The organism is Pseudomonas sp. (assembly GCF_035512415.1).
Taxonomy (GTDB): domain Bacteria; phylum Pseudomonadota; class Gammaproteobacteria; order Pseudomonadales; family Pseudomonadaceae; genus Aquipseudomonas.
Genome location: NZ_DATKDZ010000029.1, coordinates 131,517 through 150,849 on the forward strand (window position 1 = coordinate 131,517; position 19,333 = coordinate 150,849).

The window sequence follows — 19,333 nt, forward strand, 5'->3', positions numbered from 1 at the left end:
GGTGTTTCGGCTCCTGCAATAGCGCAACACCAGAACCCTTTATCGAGCCTGCCATGCCCGACCTGCTTGCCGACTACCCCCAGACGTCCGGGGCTTATCACGAACTGCTCGACGCCGACGGTCAGGTGCGCCCGCACTGGCGGCTGCTGCTGGAGCGTCTGCAGCGCAGCAGCCCGGCGCAGCTGGCCCAACGCCAGGCTCTGCTGGCGCGGCAGATCCAGGAAAACGGCGTGACCTACAACGTCTATGCCGACCCCGACGGTGCCGACCGGCCGTGGGAGCTGGACCTGCTACCCAACCTGATTCCGGCCGAAGAATGGCAGCAGATCGCCGCCGGCGTGGCCCAGCGTGCCGGTTTACTGAATGCCGTGCTGGCCGATTTGTATGGCCCGCAGCAGTTGCTGGCCGAGGGGCTATTGCCGGCCGAGCTGGTGTTTGGCCACAACAATTACCTGTGGCCCTGCCAGGGTGTGCAGACGCCCGGCGGCACTTACTTGCACCTGTATGCGGTGGATCTGGCCCGCGCCCCGGATGGCCGTTGGTGGGTCACCGCCGACCGCACCCAGGCCCCCTCCGGTGCGGGCTATACCCTGGAAAACCGGCAGATCGTCTCCCGCGCCTTTCCCGAGCTGTACCGCGACCTGCGCGTGCAGTACCTGGCCGGCTTCTTCCGCACGTTGCAGGAAACCCTGGCGCGCCTCGCCCCGGCCGGCGGCGAGACGCCGTTGGTGGTGCTGCTGACCCCGGGGCGTTTCAACGAGAGTTATTTCGAGCACCTGTACCTGGCGCGCCAACTGGGTTATCCGCTGGTGGAAGGCAGCGATCTGACCGTGCGCGACGCCAAGGTCTACCTCAAGACTCTGGCCGGCCTGCGCCCGGTGCATGCGGTGCTGCGCCGCCTGGATGACGACTTCTGCGACCCGCTGGAGCTACGCACCGACTCCGCCCTCGGCGTGCCCGGCCTGCTTGAGGCGGTGCGCCAGGGCAATGTGCTGGTGGCCAATGCCCTGGGCAGCGGCGTGCTGGAGTCCCCAGGCCTGCCGGGCTTTCTCCCGGCCATTGCGGAAAAATTATTGGGCGAAGAGCTGCTGCTGCCGAGCATCGCCAGTTGGTGGTGCGGCGAACCGCCGGTGCTGGACGAGGCCCTGGACAAGCTCGACGAACTGCTGGTGCGCGCCAGTTTTCCCTCGCAGAGTTTTACCCCGGTATTCGGCCGCGAGCTGGATGACAAACAGCGCACCGCCCTGGCCGAACGCCTCAAGGCGCGGCCTTACGCCTATGTCGCCCAGGCCCTGGCGCAGTTGTCCCAGGCACCGGTCTGGCAGCCTGAAGAAGGTCAGTTGGCCCCGCGCGCCATTGGCATGCGGGTATTTGCCGTGGCCAGCGCCGATGGCGGCTACCGGGTGATGCCCGGCGGTCTGACCCGGGTGGCCGGTGAGGCCGATGCCGAAGTGGTGTCGATGCAACGCGGTGGTGCCAGCAAGGACACCTGGGTGCTCGGCGAGCGTCACGGTGGCGGCGAGCCCTGGCAATGGCTGCGCCCGCTGGGGGTGGCCGATCTGGTGCGCAGCGACCCTTATCTGCCGTCACGGGTGGTGGAGAACCTGTTCTGGTTCGGCCGCTACAGCGAACGCTGCGAAGACAATGCGCGGCTGCTACGCATCATGCTGGCGCGCTATGTCGATGACGATGATGACCCCCAGGCGCTGCAGACTGCGCTGGAACTGGGCGAGAGCCTGGGCCTGCTGCCGGATGCCGACAGCGGCGAGCTGCAAGAGCGCTTGCTTGAAGCGCTGCTCGGCGAAGACTGGCCGGACAGCCTGCGCGCCAACCTGCAGCGCCTGCAGTGGGTGGCCGGCAGTGTGCGCGGCAAGCTGTCCCAGGCCAACTGGCAGGCCCTGCTCGAATTGCAGCGCGAAGCCCAGAACCTCAACGCCGAACAAGCCGATTTCGGCGAGCTGCTGGACTTTCTCGAGCGCCTGCTGATGTCGCTGGCCGCGCTGTCGGGCTTTGCCCTGGACGATATGACCCGCGACGATGGCTGGCGCTTTCTGATGATTGGCCGCTGTATCGAGCGCCTGCAGTTTCTCTGCGACAGCCTGGCAAATTTCCTCCGTAGTAGCGCCGTGGACGATCAGTCTGCGCTGGAATGGCTGCTGGAGCTGGGCAACAGCAGCATCACCTATCGCACTCGCTACCTGGCCTCCGCGCAGCTGATCCCGGTGCTCGACCTGTTGCTGCTGGACGAACAGAACCCGCATGCCGTGCTGTTCCAGATTCGCACCCTGCTGCGCTCCCTGGAGCGCCTGGGCGAACGCTTCGAGCTACCGGCCGAGCGCCGCTTGCAGCATCTGGAAGGGCAACTGGCGCGCTTTAGCCTGGCCAGCCTGGAGAACTCGCTGTTCGGTACGTCCAGTGTGCAGGACGTGCTGGAGGGCCTGGCCGACCTGCTGACGAGCATCAGCGCTGCCGCGGCCGACGTGTCCGATCGTTTAGGCTTGCGCTTTTTCGTGCATGTCGACGCCAGCCAGCGGACCCAATCCTCATGAGCAGCGCCCGCTACCAGATTCTTCACGACACCCATTATCGCTACGCCAGCCCGGTGTCCCTGGCCCAGCAACTGGCCCATCTGTGGCCGCGCACCTGCCCCTGGCAGCGCAATCACGCGCAGCAGTTGCTGGTCAGCCCGCAGCCGTGCCAGCGCATGGATGGCCTGGACGTATTTGGCAACCCGCTGACCCGCCTGGTGTTCGAGCGGCCCCACGCCGAGCTCAAGGTCAGCGCCCGCCTGCGGGTCGAGGTGCTGACGCGACCGGCGCTGGACCTGCAGGCGTCGCCGGCCTGGGAACAGGCCCGTGCGGCCCTCAGTTACAGCGGCCAGGCGATGAGTGCGGACCTGCTGCAGGCGGCGCGCTTTCGCTTCGAGTCGCCCTATGTGCGCCTCAAGCAGGCCTTTGTCGACTACGCCGCGGAGTGTTTCAGCCCGGGTCGGCCGCTACTGGCGGGAGTGGATGGGCTGATGCAGAAGATCTTTACCGAGTTCAGCTTCGATGCCGCTGCCACCCAGGTGGCCACGCCGCTGCTGCAGGTGCTGGAAGAGCGCCGCGGCGTGTGTCAGGACTTCGCCCACCTGATGCTCGCCTGTCTGCGCTCCATGGGCCTGTCGGCGCGCTATGTCAGCGGCTACCTGCTGACCCAGCCACCGCCCGGCCAGCCGCGGCTGATCGGTGCCGATGCCTCGCATGCCTGGGTTTCGGTGTACTGCCCGCAGCAGGGCTGGGTGGATTTCGATCCGACCAACAATATCCGCCCGGCGCTGGAACATATCACCCTGGCCTGGGGCCGCGATTTTGCTGATGTCTCGCCGCTGCGCGGAGTGATTCTCGGCGGCGGCAGCCATGACCCCGAGGTGCAGGTGACGGTGTTGCCGTTGGCGGGTTAATCGATTGTGGCTAAAGGCACGACTCGCTATGCCCTACCCGTAGGGTGCGCTGTGCGCACCACCAGCCCCGCGGTTAGGCGGATGAGCAGCATATCCTACGGGGCTAGCCTTTGATGGCTTTCCAGGCGCGGGTTGCCAGGCTGACCAGCAGCAGGGCCACGGCCCCGGCGATAATCCCGGCGATGGCATTGAGCAGGGTGGGCAGCAAGGCCGCGAGCAGGCCGTTGCTGGCTGCCACGCTCTGCGCCAACTGGTCGATCCATTCCTGGGCGGCATGTACGCCGTGGGTGAGGATGCCGCCGCCGACCATAAACATCGCCGCGGTGCCGAGAATCGACAGGCCCTTCATCATATAAGGCGCGGTAAACAGGATGCCTCGGCCAAAGCTGCGCTGCATGCGGCCGCCCAGGCTTTCACCGCCGCGCTGGCTGAGGTACAGGCCGGCGTCGTCGAGCTTGACGATACCTGCCACCAGACCATAGACCCCGACCGTCATCAGCAGGGCGATGCCCGAGAGCACCGCGACCTGCTTGCCGAAACTGGCCAGGGCCACGGTGCCGAGGGTGATGGCGATGATTTCCGCCGAGAGAATAAAGTCGGTGCGGATCGCGCCTTTGATCTTGTCCTTCTCGAACGCCAGTAGGTCCACCTCGGGGTCGGCCACGGCGTGCAGCAACTCCTGGTGCTGAGCCTGGTCCTCGGCCTTGCTGTGGAGGAACTTGTGCGCGAGCTTCTCGAAGCCCTCGTAGCAGAGGAAGGCCCCGCCAAACATCAGCAGTGGCGTCACCGCCCAGGGTGCCAATGCACTGATCAGCAGGGCCGCGGGTACCAGGATCAGCTTGTTCTTCAGTGAGCCCATGGCCACCGCCCACACCACCGGCAGCTCACGCTCGGCGCGCACACCGCTGACCTGCTGGGCATTCAGCGCCAGGTCGTCACCCAGTACTCCGGCGGTTTTCTTGGCGGCGACTTTGGTCATCAGCGCCACATCGTCGAGGACGGCGGCGATGTCGTCGAGCAGGGTTAACAGGCTGGCACCGGCCATGCAGAAGCTTCCTTTCTATGGGCTGTAAACAGGGGCGCGCCACTGCGCAAGACAGTGGCGGTTGGCGCAGATTTATACGTGAGTCGGCCTGTAACAGCTATAGCTGGCGGGTGCCGGTTGTCAGCGCACCGCTAAAGGCCGCAGTTCAGTCGCTACTGCTGCCACTGGCTCCACCGGCATAGGCGGCGAGCAGGCTGCGTAACAGGTCATTAAGTGGCGTGTTATTGAGTGGCATGGCAGATCTCCTCGGTTGATGTAGCGAGGTTATGCCTGAATACCGCAGCTGGCCGGTTGATTGTCTCGATAGGCACCATAGCCAAGTACTTATGCACAACCCTCGGCGCGGTGCTCGGCAAGTTGTGCACAAAGACTGTGGAACGAACTGTGGATAAGGTGGGTGCAGGCGATTGCAGCCTTAGTCCTGCGGCTTTTTAGATGATCTGTACGTTTTTTGATCAGTGTGTTTTTTAGTGTGTAAACAGCAAGTTAGGCTGGTTATTCAGGCGCAGACAGGGTAGCGATTAAGTTGTCCACGACTACTGTGGGTAGAGCTGTTGATAACTCTGGTATGCCTTCCCGCAGGCCTTTTACAGCCTGGTCTTGACGGATTTGATGGATTTTTGATCAACGTGTTGGGTGGCTTCTATGCGGCATGTCGCCCTCTTCGGGTCAAGAAATAATCAAGGTATTTCAAGGGTTTGCCCATAGGTGTCGGGGCGCGGAAATACTTATCCCGGTTTGCTGTGGAACGATCTGTGGATAAGCTGCGCACGCTTGCGTTCAGGCCACAGCCGGTGCGGCCTGAACGCGGTAGGTTGTTTTTTATACAGAACTGGGTGTTTAGTCTTCTAGGGCGCTGAGCTGGGTCGAACGGCCGAGCACCTGCAGGGCGCGGTCCGGGTAGTCGGTAATCAGCGCATGGGCACCCAGGTCGAGCAGGCGGCGCATGTCCGCTTGCTCGTTGATGGTCCACAGTTGCACGTTTAGGCCGCGTGCCTGGGCGTTCTGCAGCAGCCGGGGGCTGGCGACATGCATGCCGTTGTGGCGTTCGGGAATCTGCAGCACCTGGTAACTGGGCGACAGCAGGCTGGCCAGGCCCGTCCAGTTGAGTGCCACTAGCATGCGTACCGAGCCGGGCCCGGCGGAGGTGGCAACGCCGGGGCACTGCTCGCGGAACAGTTGCAGGCTGCGGTCATAGAAGCTGCCGACAATCACCAAGTCGCGTTGCTGGTGCGCTTCAAGGGCATCACACAGCAGCGCTTCCATGCCGACATCCGCCACCTTGATTTCAATCACCTTGGGCATATCGGGAAAGCCGTCGAGCACCTCGGCAAAGCGTGGGATGCGAATGCCCTGGTCACGGTAGGGGTAACTCTGGCCACCATCGGCGCTCCAGCGGTAACCGGCGTCCAGCGCTTGCAACTGCGCCAGGCTAAGCGCGGCAACCGGGCCTGCGCCATCGGTGGTGCGCTCCAGGGTGCTGTCGTGGATGACCACCAGCTCGCCATCACTGGACAGGTGCAGGTCCATTTCCAACATGTCCACGCCCAGTGCGCTGGCGCGCTCGAAGGCAAACAGGCTGTTCTCCGGCCATAGGCCTTTGCCGCCACGGTGGGCGATCACCAATGGTTGGTCGGCAAAACTGCTGAGCACCGCCGCCGGTTGGGCCGGTTTGCTGGTCAGTGCCAGTACGCCGAGAGCGATGGCAAGCAACAGCAGTGGAGCAGATAGAAAGCGGGCAACGCGCAGCATGGTCAGGGTCCGGGGCAGGCAAATGGTGGGGGTTGTTGATACGCCTCGACTATGACAAAGGCGCTGCCACTGAGCGAGAGGCAAAATGCGCCAGCCCTGGGGCCATCTACGCCAGGTGAAAAGCACTTTTTAGTAGGCCGGATGAAATCCGGGAGCAGATCTGACTTCGGCAAACCAGCCCCGGATTGCATCCGGGCTACACGATATTGCGTTCAGCGGTGGACGAGTGTGCTGTCCACCCACCCACCTGTCAGCCAGCCAGCAACCAGGCACCGGTCACTGCCGAGGCGGCACCGAGTACCCGCACCACCGGCGCGACAGCTTGTGGCAGCAGGCGCACCAGGGCGTAACCGCTGGCGTGCAGGGCGGCGGTGGCGACCACAAAACCTGCGGCATAGCCCCATGGGCTGGCCAGTGCCGGCAGTTCCAGGCCGTGGGCGACGCCGTGGGTCAGGGCGAACAGCGCGGTCAAGGCGATGGCGACGATTATCGGCAGGCGAATGGCTACGGCTACCAGCAGGCCGAAAGCTAATACCGAGGCGGCAATACCGGTTTCCATCAGCGGAATCTGCAGGCCGTTAAAGCCCAGCAGGCCGCCAATCAGCATGCTGCCGACAAAGGTCAGCGGCAGCGCCCAGCGCGCCGCGCCGGATTGCTGCGCGGCCCACAGGCCGACGGCGAGCATGGCCAGCAAGTGGTCGAGGCCGAATACCGGGTGCGCCAGGCCAGCCATCAACCCGGAGTGGTCGTGGCCAGCGTGGGCGAAGGCCACGGCGGGGCTGAGGAACAGGGCAATGGCGAACAGGGATTTGCGCAGGTTCATGGCGTGATGCTCCTTTGATAAATGGTGGGGTGGATCGCCCCTCACCCCCGGCTCCTCTCCCGGAGGGAGAGGGGAGGCGTTGGTTCAGGCCGCGGTGAGCATGCCGTGGCGCTCGATAAAGGCGATGATCTGCTCCAGGCCCTGGCCGATTTTCTGGTTGCTGAAGACGAATGGCTTGTCGCCGCGCATTTTCAGGGTGTCGCGCTCCATCACTTCCAGCGATGCGCCGACCAGCGGGGCCAGGTCGACCTTGTTGATCACCAACAGGTCGGACTTGCAGATGCCCGGGCCGCCCTTGCGTGGCAGCTTGTCGCCGGCCGACACGTCGATCACATAGATGGTCAGGTCCGACAGCTCCGGGCTGAAGGTGGCCGAGAGGTTGTCGCCGCCGGACTCGACGATGATCAGGTCCAGTCCCGGAAAGCGCCGGTTGAGCTGGTCGACCGCTTCCAGATTGATCGAGGCGTCTTCGCGGATCGCCGTGTGCGGGCAGCCGCCGGTTTCCACACCGATGATCCGCTCCGGGGCCAGGGCCTCGTTGCGCACCAGAAACTGCGCGTCTTCCTGGGTGTAGATATCGTTGGTCACCACCGCCAGGTTGTAGCGCTCGCGCAGGGCCAGGCACAGGGCCAGGGTCAGGGCGGTCTTGCCGGAGCCGACCGGGCCACCGATGCCGATACGCAGGGGTTGGCTGTTCATGGTTGAGTCTTCCTTATCATCAAGAACGGAATAAACGGCTGTACTGGCGCTCGTGCGCCATGCTCGCCAGGGTCAGGCCGAAGGCGGCGCTGCCCCAGTGTTGCGGTTGCAGTTCACTGGCCTGACGCTGCGCCTGATCGAGCAGCGGCAGCAGTTGCGAGGTCAGACGCTGGGCGGCTTGTTGGCCCAGCGGCAGGGTTTTCATCAGCACCGCCAGCTGGTTTTCCAGCCATCCCCAGAGCCAGGCGGCGAGGGCATCCTCTGGCTCGATCTGCCAGGCCCGCGCCGCCAGCGCCCAGCCGACGGCCAGGCCGGGTTCATCTAGCTCCTCGAATAGCTGCTGCGCCGGTTGATCCAGCTCCGGCAAACCGCTCAGCAGTTGCTGCAGGGAGTAACCCATCTGCCGGCTCTCCAGGCGCAGTTCACGGGTTTCGCGGCTGGCGCGCTGTTGTTCGGAGAGATGGCGCAGCTGCGCCCAGTCCTCGCTCGCGGCGGCCTGGCAATGGGCGAGCAGCAACGGCGCTTCAAAACGCGCGAGATTGAGCAGCAGCTGATCGGCAATCCAGCGTTCGGCGCTTTCTGCGTTATCGACCAGGCCCTGTTCCACCGCCATTTCCAGACCTTGGGAATAGCTATAACCGCCAATAGGTAATTGGGGGCTCGCCAGTCTCAGTAGCGCCCAGGCCTTATTCATCGGGATGTACCAAGCCGCGACTGATAGGCCCTGTTGCCGAGTGCGCTGTAACCGGCTGGCTATACGGCAGCTGCGGGCTGGCCAGTCTGGGCAACTGCCAGGCGCGATTCACTTGCGCGCACCGAATTGATGCAGGCGCGGCGCATAGCTGAATTCCGCATCGCCGGCATGGGAGTGGTGATGACCGCCGCCGTAAGCGCCCTGTTCAGGTTGGTAGGGCGCTTTGATCAGCTGCACCGTCGCGCCAAGCTGTTCGAGCATGGCCTTGAGCACGTAGTCATCCGGCAGGCGCAGCCAGCCATCGCCGAGTTGCAGGGCGACATGGCGGTTACCCAGGTGATAGGCCGCGCGCATCAGTTCGAAGGAGTTGGCGCAGGTGACATGCAGCAGCGGCTCGGGGCGGGCGATCACGCGGACGATGCGGCCATCTTCGGCTTGCAGGTATTCGCCGTCGTGCAGGGCGGGTTGGCCGCGTTCGAGGAACAGGCCGACATCCTCGCCGCTGCGGCTGAAACAGCGCAGGCGGCTTTTGCTGCGGGCCTCGAAGCTCAGTTCGAGTTCGGCATCCCAGCGCGGCTGGGCGGCAATACGGCGGTGGATCACCAACATGGGGCAGTTTCCGGCAGGGCAATGCCGGTTATAGAGCAAGTGCCTTGCCAAGCTGCGGTTGCGCCACGCAGAGCGGGCCGCGCGGGGAGGGCGTGGAAGAAATTGGCGCGCGGCGAGGTGGAGTTTGGTGCGCGCGCTGGATTTGTGCGCGTTTTTGGTGCGTTATGCGGCCGGCGATCAGCCGCGGGTCTGGCCCAGACCTTGCCAATGCTTGGCACCGATAAAGATAAAGCGCAGCTGCTCGATCATCTTGACCTCGGGCGAGGCGTGCATCGGCAGGGTCGCTGCGGGTGGGTCGATCAGTTCGGGCAGGGTGGCGAATACGGTTTTTACCACCAGGTCGGCAATCATGTTCTGCGCCGGGGCATCGAAGTGCTGCAGCTTCGGCATGGCCGCGAGATCCGCCACCAGGTCGGCGGTAATGCGTTCGCGCAGTGTGCCCACGGCCTGGCGTACCAGAAGCGAGCCGCCGTACTGCTCGCGGGCGAGGAACAGAAACTGCGAGCGGTTGGCCGCCACCGCGTCGAGGAAGATGCGCACCGAAGCATCGATTACGCCGCCCAGTTCGAACTCGTGGTGGCGTACCTGGCGGATGGTTTCGCGAAAGGTTTCGCCGACTTCGGCCACCAGTGCTAGGCCCAGGGCATCCATATCGTCGAAGTGCCGGTAGAAACCGGTTGGCACGATACCGGCGCAACGCGCCACCTCGCGCAGGCTCAGGCTGCCAAAGCCGCGGCCGCTGTCCATCAGGCTGCGCGCTGCGTCCATCAAGGCGTGGCGGGTTTGCAGTTTTTGTTCGGCGCGCGGTTGTAGTGGTTTCAAACTTCCTGGCTCTGCATCAATCAATTAGCGCCGCACTCTAGCAAATGCGCTTCGCTTGCGTCGAACCGCGGTTGCTCAGCTGACTTTGAGTGCACGAGTGTTGACTGAGTAAATATGCTCTGCCAGTCTAGTGAACAATTGTTCACTGGAGTCGTGTCATGGCCCTTCTTCCTTTTGCCTGGGTACGCAGGCTCGCAGGCCTGCTCTATCCGCTGCGCGCGCTGGTCGCCCATGGCTGGTTGCGTGAAAGTGATGTCGATGCAGGGTTGGCGCTGCTGCATCCAGCGCTGCGCCTGAACCGCGTGTTTACGCGGGTCACCCAGCGTCAGTGGGTTGCCGATGACATGCTCGAATTGACTCTGCAGGCCAATGGCAACTGGGGCGGTGCGCAGCCGGGGCAGCATCTGCAGCTTTATCTCGAACGTGATGGCGTACGCCTGAGCCGCAGTTACAGCCTGACCGATGTGCAGCCGGATGGTCGCCTGCAGATCGCGATCAAGCAGCAGGCCGCTGGCCGCGTTTCTCCCTATCTGCTGGAACATTTGACGGTGGACGATGTGCTGGAGCTGGGCCCGGTGTATGGCGAGCTAAGTTGGCCCGAGGCACAACAGGGTGTGTTGCTGCTTGCCGCTGGCAGTGGCATCACGCCGTTGCTGGGGCTGCTGCGCGCCGCCCTGGCTCAGGGCTTCAGCGCGCCGATCACGCTGCTGCATTACGTCCGCGAGCAGGGCCAGCGTGGCTTTGTCGCCGAGTTGCAGGCCTTGCAGGCGCAGCACAGCAATCTGCAGGTGCGCTGGTCTTTGACTGCTGCCGGTGCTGAGTCGGGAGTCCTAAATGGGCGTTTTGCTGTCGAGCATCTGGCCGAGGTAACGCAGTTGGATCAGCGCCGCGTGCTGGCCTGCGGGCCGGCGGGGTTTGTCGCCCAGGTGCAACAGTGGTGGCAGGCCGCCGGGTTGCCTGGGGCGTTGCAAGTCGAGGCTTTCACTGCGCCCGTGCTGCGCGCCGATGTCAGCCTGCGCCAGGTGCGCCTGGGTTTTGCCCGCAGCCATCAGCAGGCGATTGCCAATAATCAGCACAGCCTGTTGGAACAGGCTGAGGCCCACGGCCTGCAGCCTGCCCATGGCTGTCGCCAGGGCATCTGCGCCAGCTGCACCTGCACCTTGCTGAGTGGCACGGTGCGCGATTTGCGCAGTGGTCTGTTGTTTAGCGAGCCGGGTCAGCCGATCCGCCTATGCGTTAGCGCGCCGCACACTGATGTTGAGATTGATCTTTAACTTGCGAGGGAATCCCCATGCGTCGTGATCGCGAACTCTCCACGGATGAAATGAACGCCTTCGGCAACGAGCTGGACGCCCTGCGCCAACGCACCCTGGCCGATCTGGGCGAGGTGGATGCACGTTATATCCGCCGCATTCGAGCGGCGGTGCGCTTCTGTTGCTGGGGCGGGCGCGGCCTGCTGATGCTCGGCTGGTTTCCGCCGACCTGGCTGCTGGGCACGCTGCTGCTGGGCCTGGGCAAGATCCTCGAGAATATGGAACTTGGCCATAACGTCATGCACGGCCAATACGACTGGATGAATGACCCCGAGTTTGCCGGGCGCAGCTATGAGTGGGATATCGCCGGGCCGAGTGATTTCTGGCGGCACACCCACAACCATGTGCACCACACCTGGACCAATGTGCTGGGCATGGACGATGACGTCGGTTACGGCGTGGTGCGGCTGTTTCCCGAACAGCGCTGGAAGCCGTTCTATCGTTGGCAGCCGCTGTGGGTAACGATCCAGGCGGTGCTGTTCCAGTACTCGGTGGCGATCCAGCATTTGCGCCTGGACAAGGTCTACAAGGGCAAGCTGAGCAAGGCCGAGGTGCGCCCGCTGATCAAACAGTTCAACGCCAAGATCCTCCGTCAGTGGGGCAAGGATTATCTGTTCTTCCCGCTGCTGGCGCTGCTGCTCGGTGCCAATGCCATGGCGGTGCTGGCCGGTAATGTGCTGGCCAATCTAATCCGCAATCTGTGGACCTTCACGGTGATCTTCTGCGGTCACTTTACCGAGCAGGCGGCGGTGTTCAGTAAGGAGTCGGTGGTCGGCGAGAGCCGCGGTCACTGGTACCTGCGCCAGTTGCGCGGTTCCAGCAACCTTAATGGCGGGCCGCTGTTTCATATCCTCACCGGCAATCTTAGCCACCAGATCGAACACCACCTGTTCCCGGATCTGCCGGCGCGGCGCTATGCGGTGCTGGCGGTGGAAGTACGCGAGATCGCCGAGCGTTACGGTCAGGTCTACAACAACGGCAGCCTGTGGGGCCAATTCTCGACGGTGCTTAAGCGGATCTGGATCTACCGCCAGCCACCAGCAGAGCATCTACCAGCCAACGCCTGAGAGCATTGCGTATCCCGGATGCAATCCGGGGCGCTGTGCGGGTATTCCCGGATACAGGGAAAGATCAGCGCGTAAACACGCAGGTCAGATAACGGTTACTAAAGCCATAGCGCAGCATCGAATACAGCCGGCTGAACAGGTACAGCGGGCGCTTGCGGTAATACAGCAGCACAGCATTGCCGACCCCTTCGCTGCGGTGCTGTTTGTGCTCATCGACTTGTTTCGAGAATAAACCTTTGAACTGCCACCACTGAATCTGCTCCAAGTGCTGGTGGGCATGCAGCCCCTGCTGGCGGAACAGCGCATAAAAGCTGCGTTTGCTGAAGTCATGCAGGTGGTGGGGGTTGCCGTCCAGGGTTGGCGTGATTGGCACCGAGGCGATGACTTTGCCGCCCTCGGCCAATAAACGTGCATAGTTGGCCAGCAGTTGTTGCGGGCGCGGCAGATGCTCGATGGTTTCCAGGCTGACGATACAATCGAAACCCTGGTCGCTGCTGAACTGCTCGGCATCGGCGCATTCATAACGCAGGTTGGCCAGCTGGTAATGCGCGCGGGCGTAGGCGATGGCCGCCGGGTCGATATCCACGCCGGTAACCTGCTTGTCCGGGTTGCGCTCGGCCAGTAGCGCCGTGCCATAGCCGCAGCCGCAGGCCATATCCAGCACTCGCTGGCCGTTGAGGTGCGCGGCGGCGAACTCATAGCGCTGCATATGAATCTGCAGGCTGGCCTGGTCATCCGGGTTGAGCGGGTTGAGATCCTTCGGGTAAATCCGTTCGATGGTATGCATGGTCATGGCAGCGCAAAGAGAAGCCGGGACTATATGACAGGCGGCCTGCGCTGCCCACTCCTCACATTGCCTTCTGTATGACTTGCCCTGGCATGCTTTGTGGTTCTGCACTTTCTTTCTCGGCGGTATGACACAAGGATGGTTTGCGATGTCGACATCTTCTGCACCCCGTTATCCCCTGGTTCTAGTGCCAGGTTTGCTCGGCTTTATCAGCCTGCTCGGCTACCCCTACTGGTACGGCATCGTCACGGCGCTGCGCCGCATCGGTGCAAAAGTCTTCCCGGTGTTGGTGTCCTCGGTGCACTCCACCGAGGTGCGCGGCGAGCAACTGTTGCTGCGCATCGCTGATGTGCTGCAGGAGACCGGCGCAGAAAAGGTGCACCTGATCGGCCATAGCCAGGGCGCGCTGACGGCGCGCTATGCGGCCGCACTAAAACCCGAGTGGGTGGCGTCCGTCACCTCGGTGGCCGGGCCCAACCATGGCTCGGAACTGGCGGATTTTCTTAAGCGCAAAGCCCCCCACGGCAGCTGGCGCGAGCGTCTGTTGACGCGCCTGCTGCGTGGCGTGGCTCGCTGCATGGCCTGGCTGGAGCGCGGTTATAAAGGCGAACCACTGCCGATGGATGTGGCAGCGGCGCAACAATCGCTGACCAGTGAAGGCGTGGCGGCCTTCAATGTGCAGTATCCCCAGGGCCTGCCTGAAGTCTGGGGCGGTGAGGGCGCAGCCGAGGTCAATGGCGTGCGCTACTACTCCTGGTCCGGCACCATCCAGCCGGGTATCACCGATAAAGGCGGCAATCGCTTTGATGGGCCAAATGTCGCCTGCCGGATGTTTGCCAAAACCTTTCAGCGTGAGGTTGGGCAATGCGATGGCATGGTCGGGCGCTACAGCTCACACCTGGGTACGGTGATCGGTGATCAGTACCCGCTGGATCACTTCGACATCATCAATCAGACCTTTGGCCTGGTCGGCAAAGGCGCTGAGCCGGTAAAGCTGTTTGTTGAGCACGCGCAGCGGCTGCAGGCTGCAGGCCTTTAGAGTTCGTTTAGCTCGACCCAGATGGCTTGATCATCCTCACGGATGACAAGCTCCTGCAGCGACTGCCCGGCGCAGGGGCCTGCGACGCATTCGCCTGATTCGATCAGAAACAGCGCGCCGTGGGTCGCGCACTGGATCAGGCTGGCGCTGACATCGAGGAATTGGTCGGGCAGCCATTCCAGCGGGATGCCACGGTGCGGGCAGCGATTGCGATAGGCATACAGCTGGCCGTCCTTGCGCACGGCAAACAGCTTCTCTCCAGTTATCTCAAAGCCCCGGCTCTGGCCTTCGGCCAACTCATCCGGTGCACATAAACGCAACATAGGAACCTCCCCAACAGGCCGGCATTATGCCGCCCTGGCGTGGAAGTGGAAGGGCGGCTCTACCCGTGGTGGTCGTTTTGCTTGGGCGCGGATGATCGGCCGTCGGCTGATCCAGCCAGTGCGTTGGGCTGGCGGCCTGGTCCGCAGCCTTTTATCCTGCCAGCCAATCTCTGGTCGCCGAAGCCAAGCCCACGCCATGAATCCTGTTATTCGTCCGCGCTCACTGTTTATCGCTCTGAGCCTGCTGCTGGCGCTTGCGCTCTGGTTATCCCTGGCCTTGGGGCCGGTCAGCCTGCCGCTGCTGGATACCCTCAAGGCGGCGCTGCGCCTGCTTGGGCTGGCGCAGCCGGGTGATGATCTGGCCCAGGCCGAACTGATCCTGGGGCAGATTCGTCTGCCGCGAACTCTGCTCGGGCTGTTGGTCGGCGCAGTGCTGGCGCTCTGCGGGGTGGCGATGCAGGGGCTGTTTCGTAACCCGTTGGCCGATCCCGGACTGATCGGTGTCTCCAGCGGTGCGGCCCTCGGCGCGGCAGTGGCGATTGTCGGTGGCGCGGCCCTTGGCGGTTTGCCGGAAGCCTTTGCACCATATCTGTTGTCGTTGTTCGCCTTTATCGGTGGCCTTGGGGTGACGGCGCTGGTCTATCGCCTGGGCCGCCGTGATGGCGAAACCAATGTGGCGACCATGCTGCTGGCCGGTATCGCCCTGACGGCACTGGCCGGCGCGGCAATCGGCCTGTTCACCTACCTGGCCGATGACGCCACCCTGCGTACCCTGACCTTCTGGAACCTGGGCAGCCTCAATGGCGCGAGTTATAACCGCTTGTGGCCGCTGCTGCTGGTGACGGCGGCGGTGGCGCTGTGGTTACCGCGGCGGGCCAAGGCGTTGAATGCGATGCTGCTGGGCGAGTCCGAGGCGCGCCATCTGGGCTTTGCCGTGGAGCGGGTCAAGGCCGAGCTGGTGTTCTGCACTGCCCTCGGCGTGGGCGCAGCCGTGGCAGCAGCGGGAATGATCGGCTTTATCGGCCTGGTGGTGCCGCATCTGGTGCGTCTGCTGGTGGGGCCGGATCATCGCGTGCTGTTGCCGGCTTCGGCCCTGGCCGGGGCCAGCCTGTTGTTGCTGGCGGATCTGGTGGCGCGGCTGGCGTTGGCCCCGGCCGAATTGCCGATTGGTATTGTCACGGCGCTGATTGGCGCGCCGTTCTTCCTTTATCTGTTGCTGCGGGGGCGTACCTGATGCTGCGCGCGGAAAATCTGGCGGTACAGCGCGGCCCGTGCACGGTATTGGCGGATATCAACCTGGAGCTGCGTCCTGGCGAAGTGCTCGGCGTGCTGGGGCCCAATGGCGCTGGCAAGAGCACCTTGCTGGGTGCCTTGTGCGGCGAACTGCAACCGAGCCACGGCGATGTCTGGCTGGATCAACGGCGTTTACAGGACTGGCCCGGCAGCGAGCGTGCGCAGCGTTTGGCGGTACTGCCGCAGACCTCGACGCTGAACTTCGCTTTTCGTGTGGAAGAAGTGGTCGGCATGGGCCGTTTACCACACGCCAGCGGCCGGCTGCGCGATGCGCAGATCATCAAGCAGGCGCTGGAGGCGGCCGATGCGTTGCACCTGGCTGGGCGCAGCTACCTGGCGTTATCCGGCGGCGAGCGCCAGCGCGTGCACCTGGCGCGGGTGCTGGCGCAGCTGTGGCCCGGTGGGGAAGGGCAGATGCTGCTGCTCGATGAACCCACTTCGATGCTCGATCCACTGCATCAGCACACTACATTGCAGGCCACCCGCGTTTTTGTTGAACAGGGCGCAGCGGTGCTGGTAATCCTCCACGACCTCAATCTGGCGGCGCGTTACTGCGACCGCTTGTTGCTGCTCAATGGCGGTCGTCCCCATGCGCTCGGTAGCCCTGAGGAAGTCTTGCGCGCGGAGCCTTTGCAGGCTGTGTTCGGTCTCGAAGTGCTGGTGCAGCAGCATCCGGAACGGGGTCATCCTTTAATTGTTGCTCGCTAAGGTTCTGTCTATGCGTATTGCATTACTGCTGCTGGTGGCGTTGTTGAGTGCCTGTCAGGCCTCGTTACCCGCGTTGCCTGCCTGGCAGAGCCCGCAAGGTTTGCAGCATCCTGAGTTGGGGCAGATTGTCGAGTTGCGCACTGGTGCGCTGCTGACGCCTGAGCAACTGCTGGAGCGCCTGGCCGCAGCGCCCAAGGTGCTGGTCGGCGAACGGCATGACAATCCCGATCATCACGCGTTGCAGCTCTGGTTGCTGCGGGCGCTGGCGGCGCAGCGGCCGCAGGGCAGTCTGCTGCTGGAAATGCTGACGCCGGATCAGCAGGTCAAGGTTGAACAGGTACGGGCTGCCATCGCCGCCGGGCAGGCACCGCAGGACATGCTTAGTGCCCTGGCCTGGCAGCCTGGCTGGGCCTGGTCGCTGTATGGGCCGTTGGTGCAGCATGCCCTGCGTCAGCCTTATCCGCTGCTGGCGGCCAACCTCGAGCGCCGCGAAATCATGCAGATCTATGCTCAGGTGCCGCAGCTGCAAGGCCCGGCTGCCACGGCGCAGCCAGTACGTGAGGCGTTGCTGGAGCAGATTCGCCAGTCGCACTGCAACCTGCTGCCGGAAAGCCAATTGCCAGCCATGCTCGCCGTGCAGCAACAGCGTGACCGGCGTATGGCCGACGCGCTGTTGATTGCGCCGGAGCCGAGCCTGCTGTTTGCCGGCGCGTTCCATGTGCGCCGCGAGCTGGGTGTGCCGCTGCATCTGCAGGATCTAGGCGCTGCTGAGGGTGTGCAGGTGCTGATTCTGGCGGAGGTCGGCAGCCAGGTGGCCGCCGAGTCGGCCGATTACGTCTGGTATACGCCGGCGCAGCCGGAGCAGGATCACTGCGCAAAACTGCGACCCTAGCCCGATTTGTCTGCGGCTGAGCAGGTAGTCTGCGGTTTTCGCCGGAGACCGCTTATGCCAGCCGCTGCCCACGCCTTGCTTACCCGCTACTTCAATGCCCTCAACGAGCGCGACAGCCGCGCCTGCCTGGCTCTGCTCAGCGCCGATGTGCTACTGGATATCAACCAGGGCCCGCGTGAGCAGGGCGTCCAAGCCTTTGCTGATTACCTGGAGCGCATGCAGCGCTGCTATCGCGAAAGCATCGATAATTTGCAGATACTCACGGAGCCAAGCGGGCAGCGCGCGGCCTGTGAGTTCACCTTGAGCGGTGAATACCTGAGCACCGATGATGGCCTGCCGGACGCCTATGGCCAAAGCTATCAGCTGACGGCCGCGACTTTCTTCGAGATTCGCGACGGCAAGATCTGCCGGGTAAGCCAGCATTTCAATCTGCCGGAATGGCTGGCGCAGGTTGATTACTGATCGGCTCGAGCGTTGGGGGTACTAAGTTAGAGATGCGGGCAAAAAATCGCCGGGAGCGATTTTTGACATTGCGCAGCGATGGCCCCGAAGGGGTGACCGCCATGGATGGCAGGGCACAAAAAAAGACCCGGCAAGAGCCGGGTCAATAACCGTGATTAGCCTGATGAGGAGATAATCTGAAGAGGCCGACTTTGGTCTCTTAAGCTTATCGGCTGATCTCGCGACCAGTTGTGATAATAATAACAATTCTCATTTCGATGTCAACGGTCTTTTTCAAACTTTTATGCGCGTTGGCAAAATACCCGCAGCCTGGATAAAACAAACCCGACGCAGGGTCGGGTTGTTGTATTGCCGAGTGGTTGTCAGATGGCGCTGGCGGGCAGGCGCAGCTGGGTGACTTCCTTGTTCAGCAGGTCAATGCGCTTGGCCATGCTCTCGATCAGGCTGTGGGCAATCCGTGGATTGCTCTGCATTAGGCTGAGGAACTGCTCCTTGGGAATCACCATCACCGTGCAGGGCTCGCTGGCCAGTACGGTGGCGCTGCGGCGCTCGCGGGTGAATACGGCCATGGCCCCGAATATCTCGTCTTTCTGTACGTCGCCGACCTTGTGGCCATCAACATAGGCTTCGGCGTGGCCTTCGATGATGATAAATACGTGATCGGCGGTGTCGCCCTGATGGATCAGCTCTTCGCCGGCGGCAAAGTGCTGAAAGCCGGTTGATGGTCGGATATCGGGCTGCTTGAGGCGTGCCAGGGCATCGGAGAGCAGGGCGGTATGGCCGATCAGGTACTGGATAAACAGTTCCTGACGCTGCTCGCTGGCATAGATGTGTTTGAACACATCGCTGCGTGAATAGGGGATCAGGCTCAGTTGTTCTTCGCTGCTGTAACGGCAGCTGGGCATGTCCAGGCCCTGGCGCAGGCCGACCAGATCGCCTTCCTGCAGGTAGAACAGCGGGCGTTCATCGACTGCGGCGTGCAGCAGGCCGTTTTCGATGATGAACAGCTGATTACCCGGCACTACGGCCGCCAGATCTTCGGCCCGTTCCAGCTGCAAGGGCGAGCCAATGGGGGCGAGCCCTTCGAGCAGCTGGGTGGGGATGCTTTGCAGTCGGTTGATCAGCTGATCGGCGTAAGCCGGTTGCTCCCCGAGTAGATACATGAGCGAATTTCCTTGAACTGGCCGGGCATACTAAAGCCCACGAACGTCCCTAAAACAATAGGCTGCTGCGCCCCTCAGGTAAATCATTGTCGCCGGAGGTTGTGAGCTAGCTCTTGTTGCGTTGCGTAGATTCATCGAGCTGGCCATTGAGCTCGGCCTTATGGGCCGGCGGCAGATCATTCCAGTGTACATCCAGCAGTGCCCCCTCGATGGCGTAGAGCAATACCTTGGAGGCCCTGAAACCGCGGGCGCGCACTGCCCGATAGGCACCGACGGCCCCTAGCCGGCGCAGATCATTGGCACTGTGGATACCGACGGCATGCAGCCACTGCGCCGAGGTCTTGCCGAGGTTTTTCAAATGTTGCAGTTCGTCGTTCATCAAGCCTCCGTGCGCGGCTGA

At 63.1% G+C, this 19,333-nt stretch carries 20 protein-coding genes; 9 read left to right on the forward strand and 11 right to left on the reverse strand.

Annotated features, from left to right (window positions below; all coding sequences use genetic code 11):
- Positions 1–53: 53 nt before the first annotated feature.
- Both VMP31_RS15585 and VMP31_RS15590 read left to right on the forward strand, forming a co-directional pair.
- Positions 54–2,549 (forward strand): circularly permuted type 2 ATP-grasp protein, encoded by a 2,496-nt coding sequence (locus VMP31_RS15585; RefSeq protein ID WP_325508617.1) that lies wholly within the window; start codon positions 54–56, stop codon positions 2,547–2,549.
- Entirely contained in the window at positions 2,546–3,442 is an 897-nt protein-coding gene (locus VMP31_RS15590) for a transglutaminase family protein (RefSeq protein WP_325508618.1), read from the forward strand. Before VMP31_RS15585 ends, VMP31_RS15590 begins: the two co-directional genes overlap by 4 nt.
- Before the next feature lie 103 nt (positions 3,443–3,545).
- On the opposite strand, the gene VMP31_RS15595 is transcribed toward VMP31_RS15590, so the two are convergent.
- From VMP31_RS15595 to VMP31_RS15625, 7 genes are all read right to left on the reverse strand, one after another.
- On the reverse strand, positions 3,546–4,487 hold the full coding sequence (locus tag VMP31_RS15595; protein ID WP_325508619.1) for a DUF808 domain-containing protein: 942 nt from the start codon (positions 4,485–4,487) through the stop codon (positions 3,546–3,548).
- Between the two features lie 840 nt (positions 4,488–5,327).
- The gene (locus VMP31_RS15600; RefSeq protein WP_325508620.1) at positions 5,328–6,239 is read right to left on the reverse strand and encodes a glycerophosphodiester phosphodiesterase; all 912 of its coding nucleotides are present in this window, start codon (positions 6,237–6,239) and stop codon (positions 5,328–5,330) included.
- A gap of 250 nt (positions 6,240–6,489) precedes the next feature.
- Complete coding sequence (locus VMP31_RS15605) at positions 6,490–7,062, reverse strand: HupE/UreJ family protein (RefSeq protein ID WP_325508621.1); 573 nt, start codon at positions 7,060–7,062, stop codon at positions 6,490–6,492.
- An 84-nt stretch (positions 7,063–7,146) separates the two neighbouring features.
- Positions 7,147–7,761, reverse strand: coding sequence for an urease accessory protein UreG (gene ureG / locus VMP31_RS15610; protein ID WP_296222197.1), 615 nt, complete (start codon positions 7,759–7,761; stop codon positions 7,147–7,149).
- A gap of 19 nt (positions 7,762–7,780) precedes the next feature.
- On the reverse strand, positions 7,781–8,455 hold the full coding sequence (locus tag VMP31_RS15615; RefSeq protein ID WP_325508622.1) for an urease accessory protein UreF: 675 nt from the start codon (positions 8,453–8,455) through the stop codon (positions 7,781–7,783).
- 108 nt (positions 8,456–8,563) lie between these two features.
- Positions 8,564–9,064 carry an urease accessory protein UreE gene (gene ureE / locus VMP31_RS15620; protein WP_325508623.1) on the reverse strand — a complete coding sequence of 167 codons (501 nt, stop codon included), beginning with the start codon at positions 9,062–9,064 and terminating at the stop codon, positions 8,564–8,566.
- A gap of 177 nt (positions 9,065–9,241) precedes the next feature.
- Positions 9,242–9,832, reverse strand: a complete 591-nt coding sequence (locus VMP31_RS15625; protein ID WP_325508648.1) for a TetR family transcriptional regulator — start codon at positions 9,830–9,832, stop codon at positions 9,242–9,244.
- A gap of 212 nt (positions 9,833–10,044) precedes the next feature.
- On the opposite strand from VMP31_RS15625, the gene VMP31_RS15630 reads away from it, so the two are divergent.
- Positions 10,045–11,160 carry an iron-sulfur cluster-binding domain-containing protein gene (locus VMP31_RS15630; RefSeq protein WP_325508624.1) on the forward strand — a complete coding sequence of 372 codons (1,116 nt, stop codon included), beginning with the start codon at positions 10,045–10,047 and terminating at the stop codon, positions 11,158–11,160.
- Between the two features lie 17 nt (positions 11,161–11,177).
- A complete protein-coding gene (locus VMP31_RS15635; RefSeq protein WP_325508625.1) occupies positions 11,178–12,266 on the forward strand; it encodes a fatty acid desaturase in 1,089 nt (362 codons plus the stop codon).
- Positions 12,267–12,330: 64 nt separating this feature from the next.
- On the opposite strand, the gene VMP31_RS15640 is transcribed toward VMP31_RS15635, so the two are convergent.
- A complete protein-coding gene (locus VMP31_RS15640) occupies positions 12,331–13,059 on the reverse strand; it encodes a class I SAM-dependent methyltransferase (protein WP_325508626.1) in 729 nt (242 codons plus the stop codon).
- A 142-nt stretch (positions 13,060–13,201) separates the two neighbouring features.
- On the opposite strand from VMP31_RS15640, the gene VMP31_RS15645 reads away from it, so the two are divergent.
- Entirely contained in the window at positions 13,202–14,092 is an 891-nt protein-coding gene (locus tag VMP31_RS15645; protein WP_325508627.1) for a triacylglycerol lipase, read from the forward strand.
- On the opposite strand, the gene VMP31_RS15650 is transcribed toward VMP31_RS15645, so the two are convergent.
- Entirely contained in the window at positions 14,089–14,415 is a 327-nt protein-coding gene (locus VMP31_RS15650) for a Rieske (2Fe-2S) protein (RefSeq protein WP_325508628.1), read from the reverse strand. The two genes, VMP31_RS15645 and VMP31_RS15650, sit on opposite strands and share 4 nt — an antisense overlap.
- Before the next feature lie 196 nt (positions 14,416–14,611).
- Between VMP31_RS15650 and VMP31_RS15655 the strand changes: the two genes are divergently transcribed.
- The 4 genes from VMP31_RS15655 to VMP31_RS15670 are packed head-to-tail and all read left to right on the forward strand — an operon-like array spanning position 14,612 to position 17,770.
- A complete protein-coding gene (locus VMP31_RS15655) occupies positions 14,612–15,649 on the forward strand; it encodes an iron ABC transporter permease (protein WP_325508629.1) in 1,038 nt (345 codons plus the stop codon).
- The gene (locus VMP31_RS15660; protein ID WP_325508630.1) at positions 15,649–16,416 is read left to right on the forward strand and encodes a heme ABC transporter ATP-binding protein; all 768 of its coding nucleotides are present in this window, start codon (positions 15,649–15,651) and stop codon (positions 16,414–16,416) included. Before VMP31_RS15655 ends, VMP31_RS15660 begins: the two co-directional genes overlap by 1 nt.
- 10 nt (positions 16,417–16,426) lie before the next feature.
- On the forward strand, positions 16,427–17,308 hold the full coding sequence (locus tag VMP31_RS15665) for a ChaN family lipoprotein (RefSeq protein ID WP_325508631.1): 882 nt from the start codon (positions 16,427–16,429) through the stop codon (positions 17,306–17,308).
- A gap of 54 nt (positions 17,309–17,362) precedes the next feature.
- Positions 17,363–17,770 (forward strand): nuclear transport factor 2 family protein, encoded by a 408-nt coding sequence (locus VMP31_RS15670; protein WP_325508632.1) that lies wholly within the window; start codon positions 17,363–17,365, stop codon positions 17,768–17,770.
- Between the two features lie 362 nt (positions 17,771–18,132).
- Here the strand turns inward: VMP31_RS15670 and VMP31_RS15675 are convergent, their stop codons facing one another.
- Both VMP31_RS15675 and VMP31_RS15680 read right to left on the reverse strand, forming a co-directional pair.
- Positions 18,133–18,933 (reverse strand): cyclic nucleotide-binding domain-containing protein, encoded by an 801-nt coding sequence (locus VMP31_RS15675; protein ID WP_325508633.1) that lies wholly within the window; start codon positions 18,931–18,933, stop codon positions 18,133–18,135.
- Positions 18,934–19,039: 106 nt separating this feature from the next.
- Positions 19,040–19,312, reverse strand: a complete 273-nt coding sequence (locus tag VMP31_RS15680; RefSeq protein WP_325508634.1) for a TfoX/Sxy family protein — start codon at positions 19,310–19,312, stop codon at positions 19,040–19,042.
- Positions 19,313–19,333: the final 21 nt, after the last annotated feature.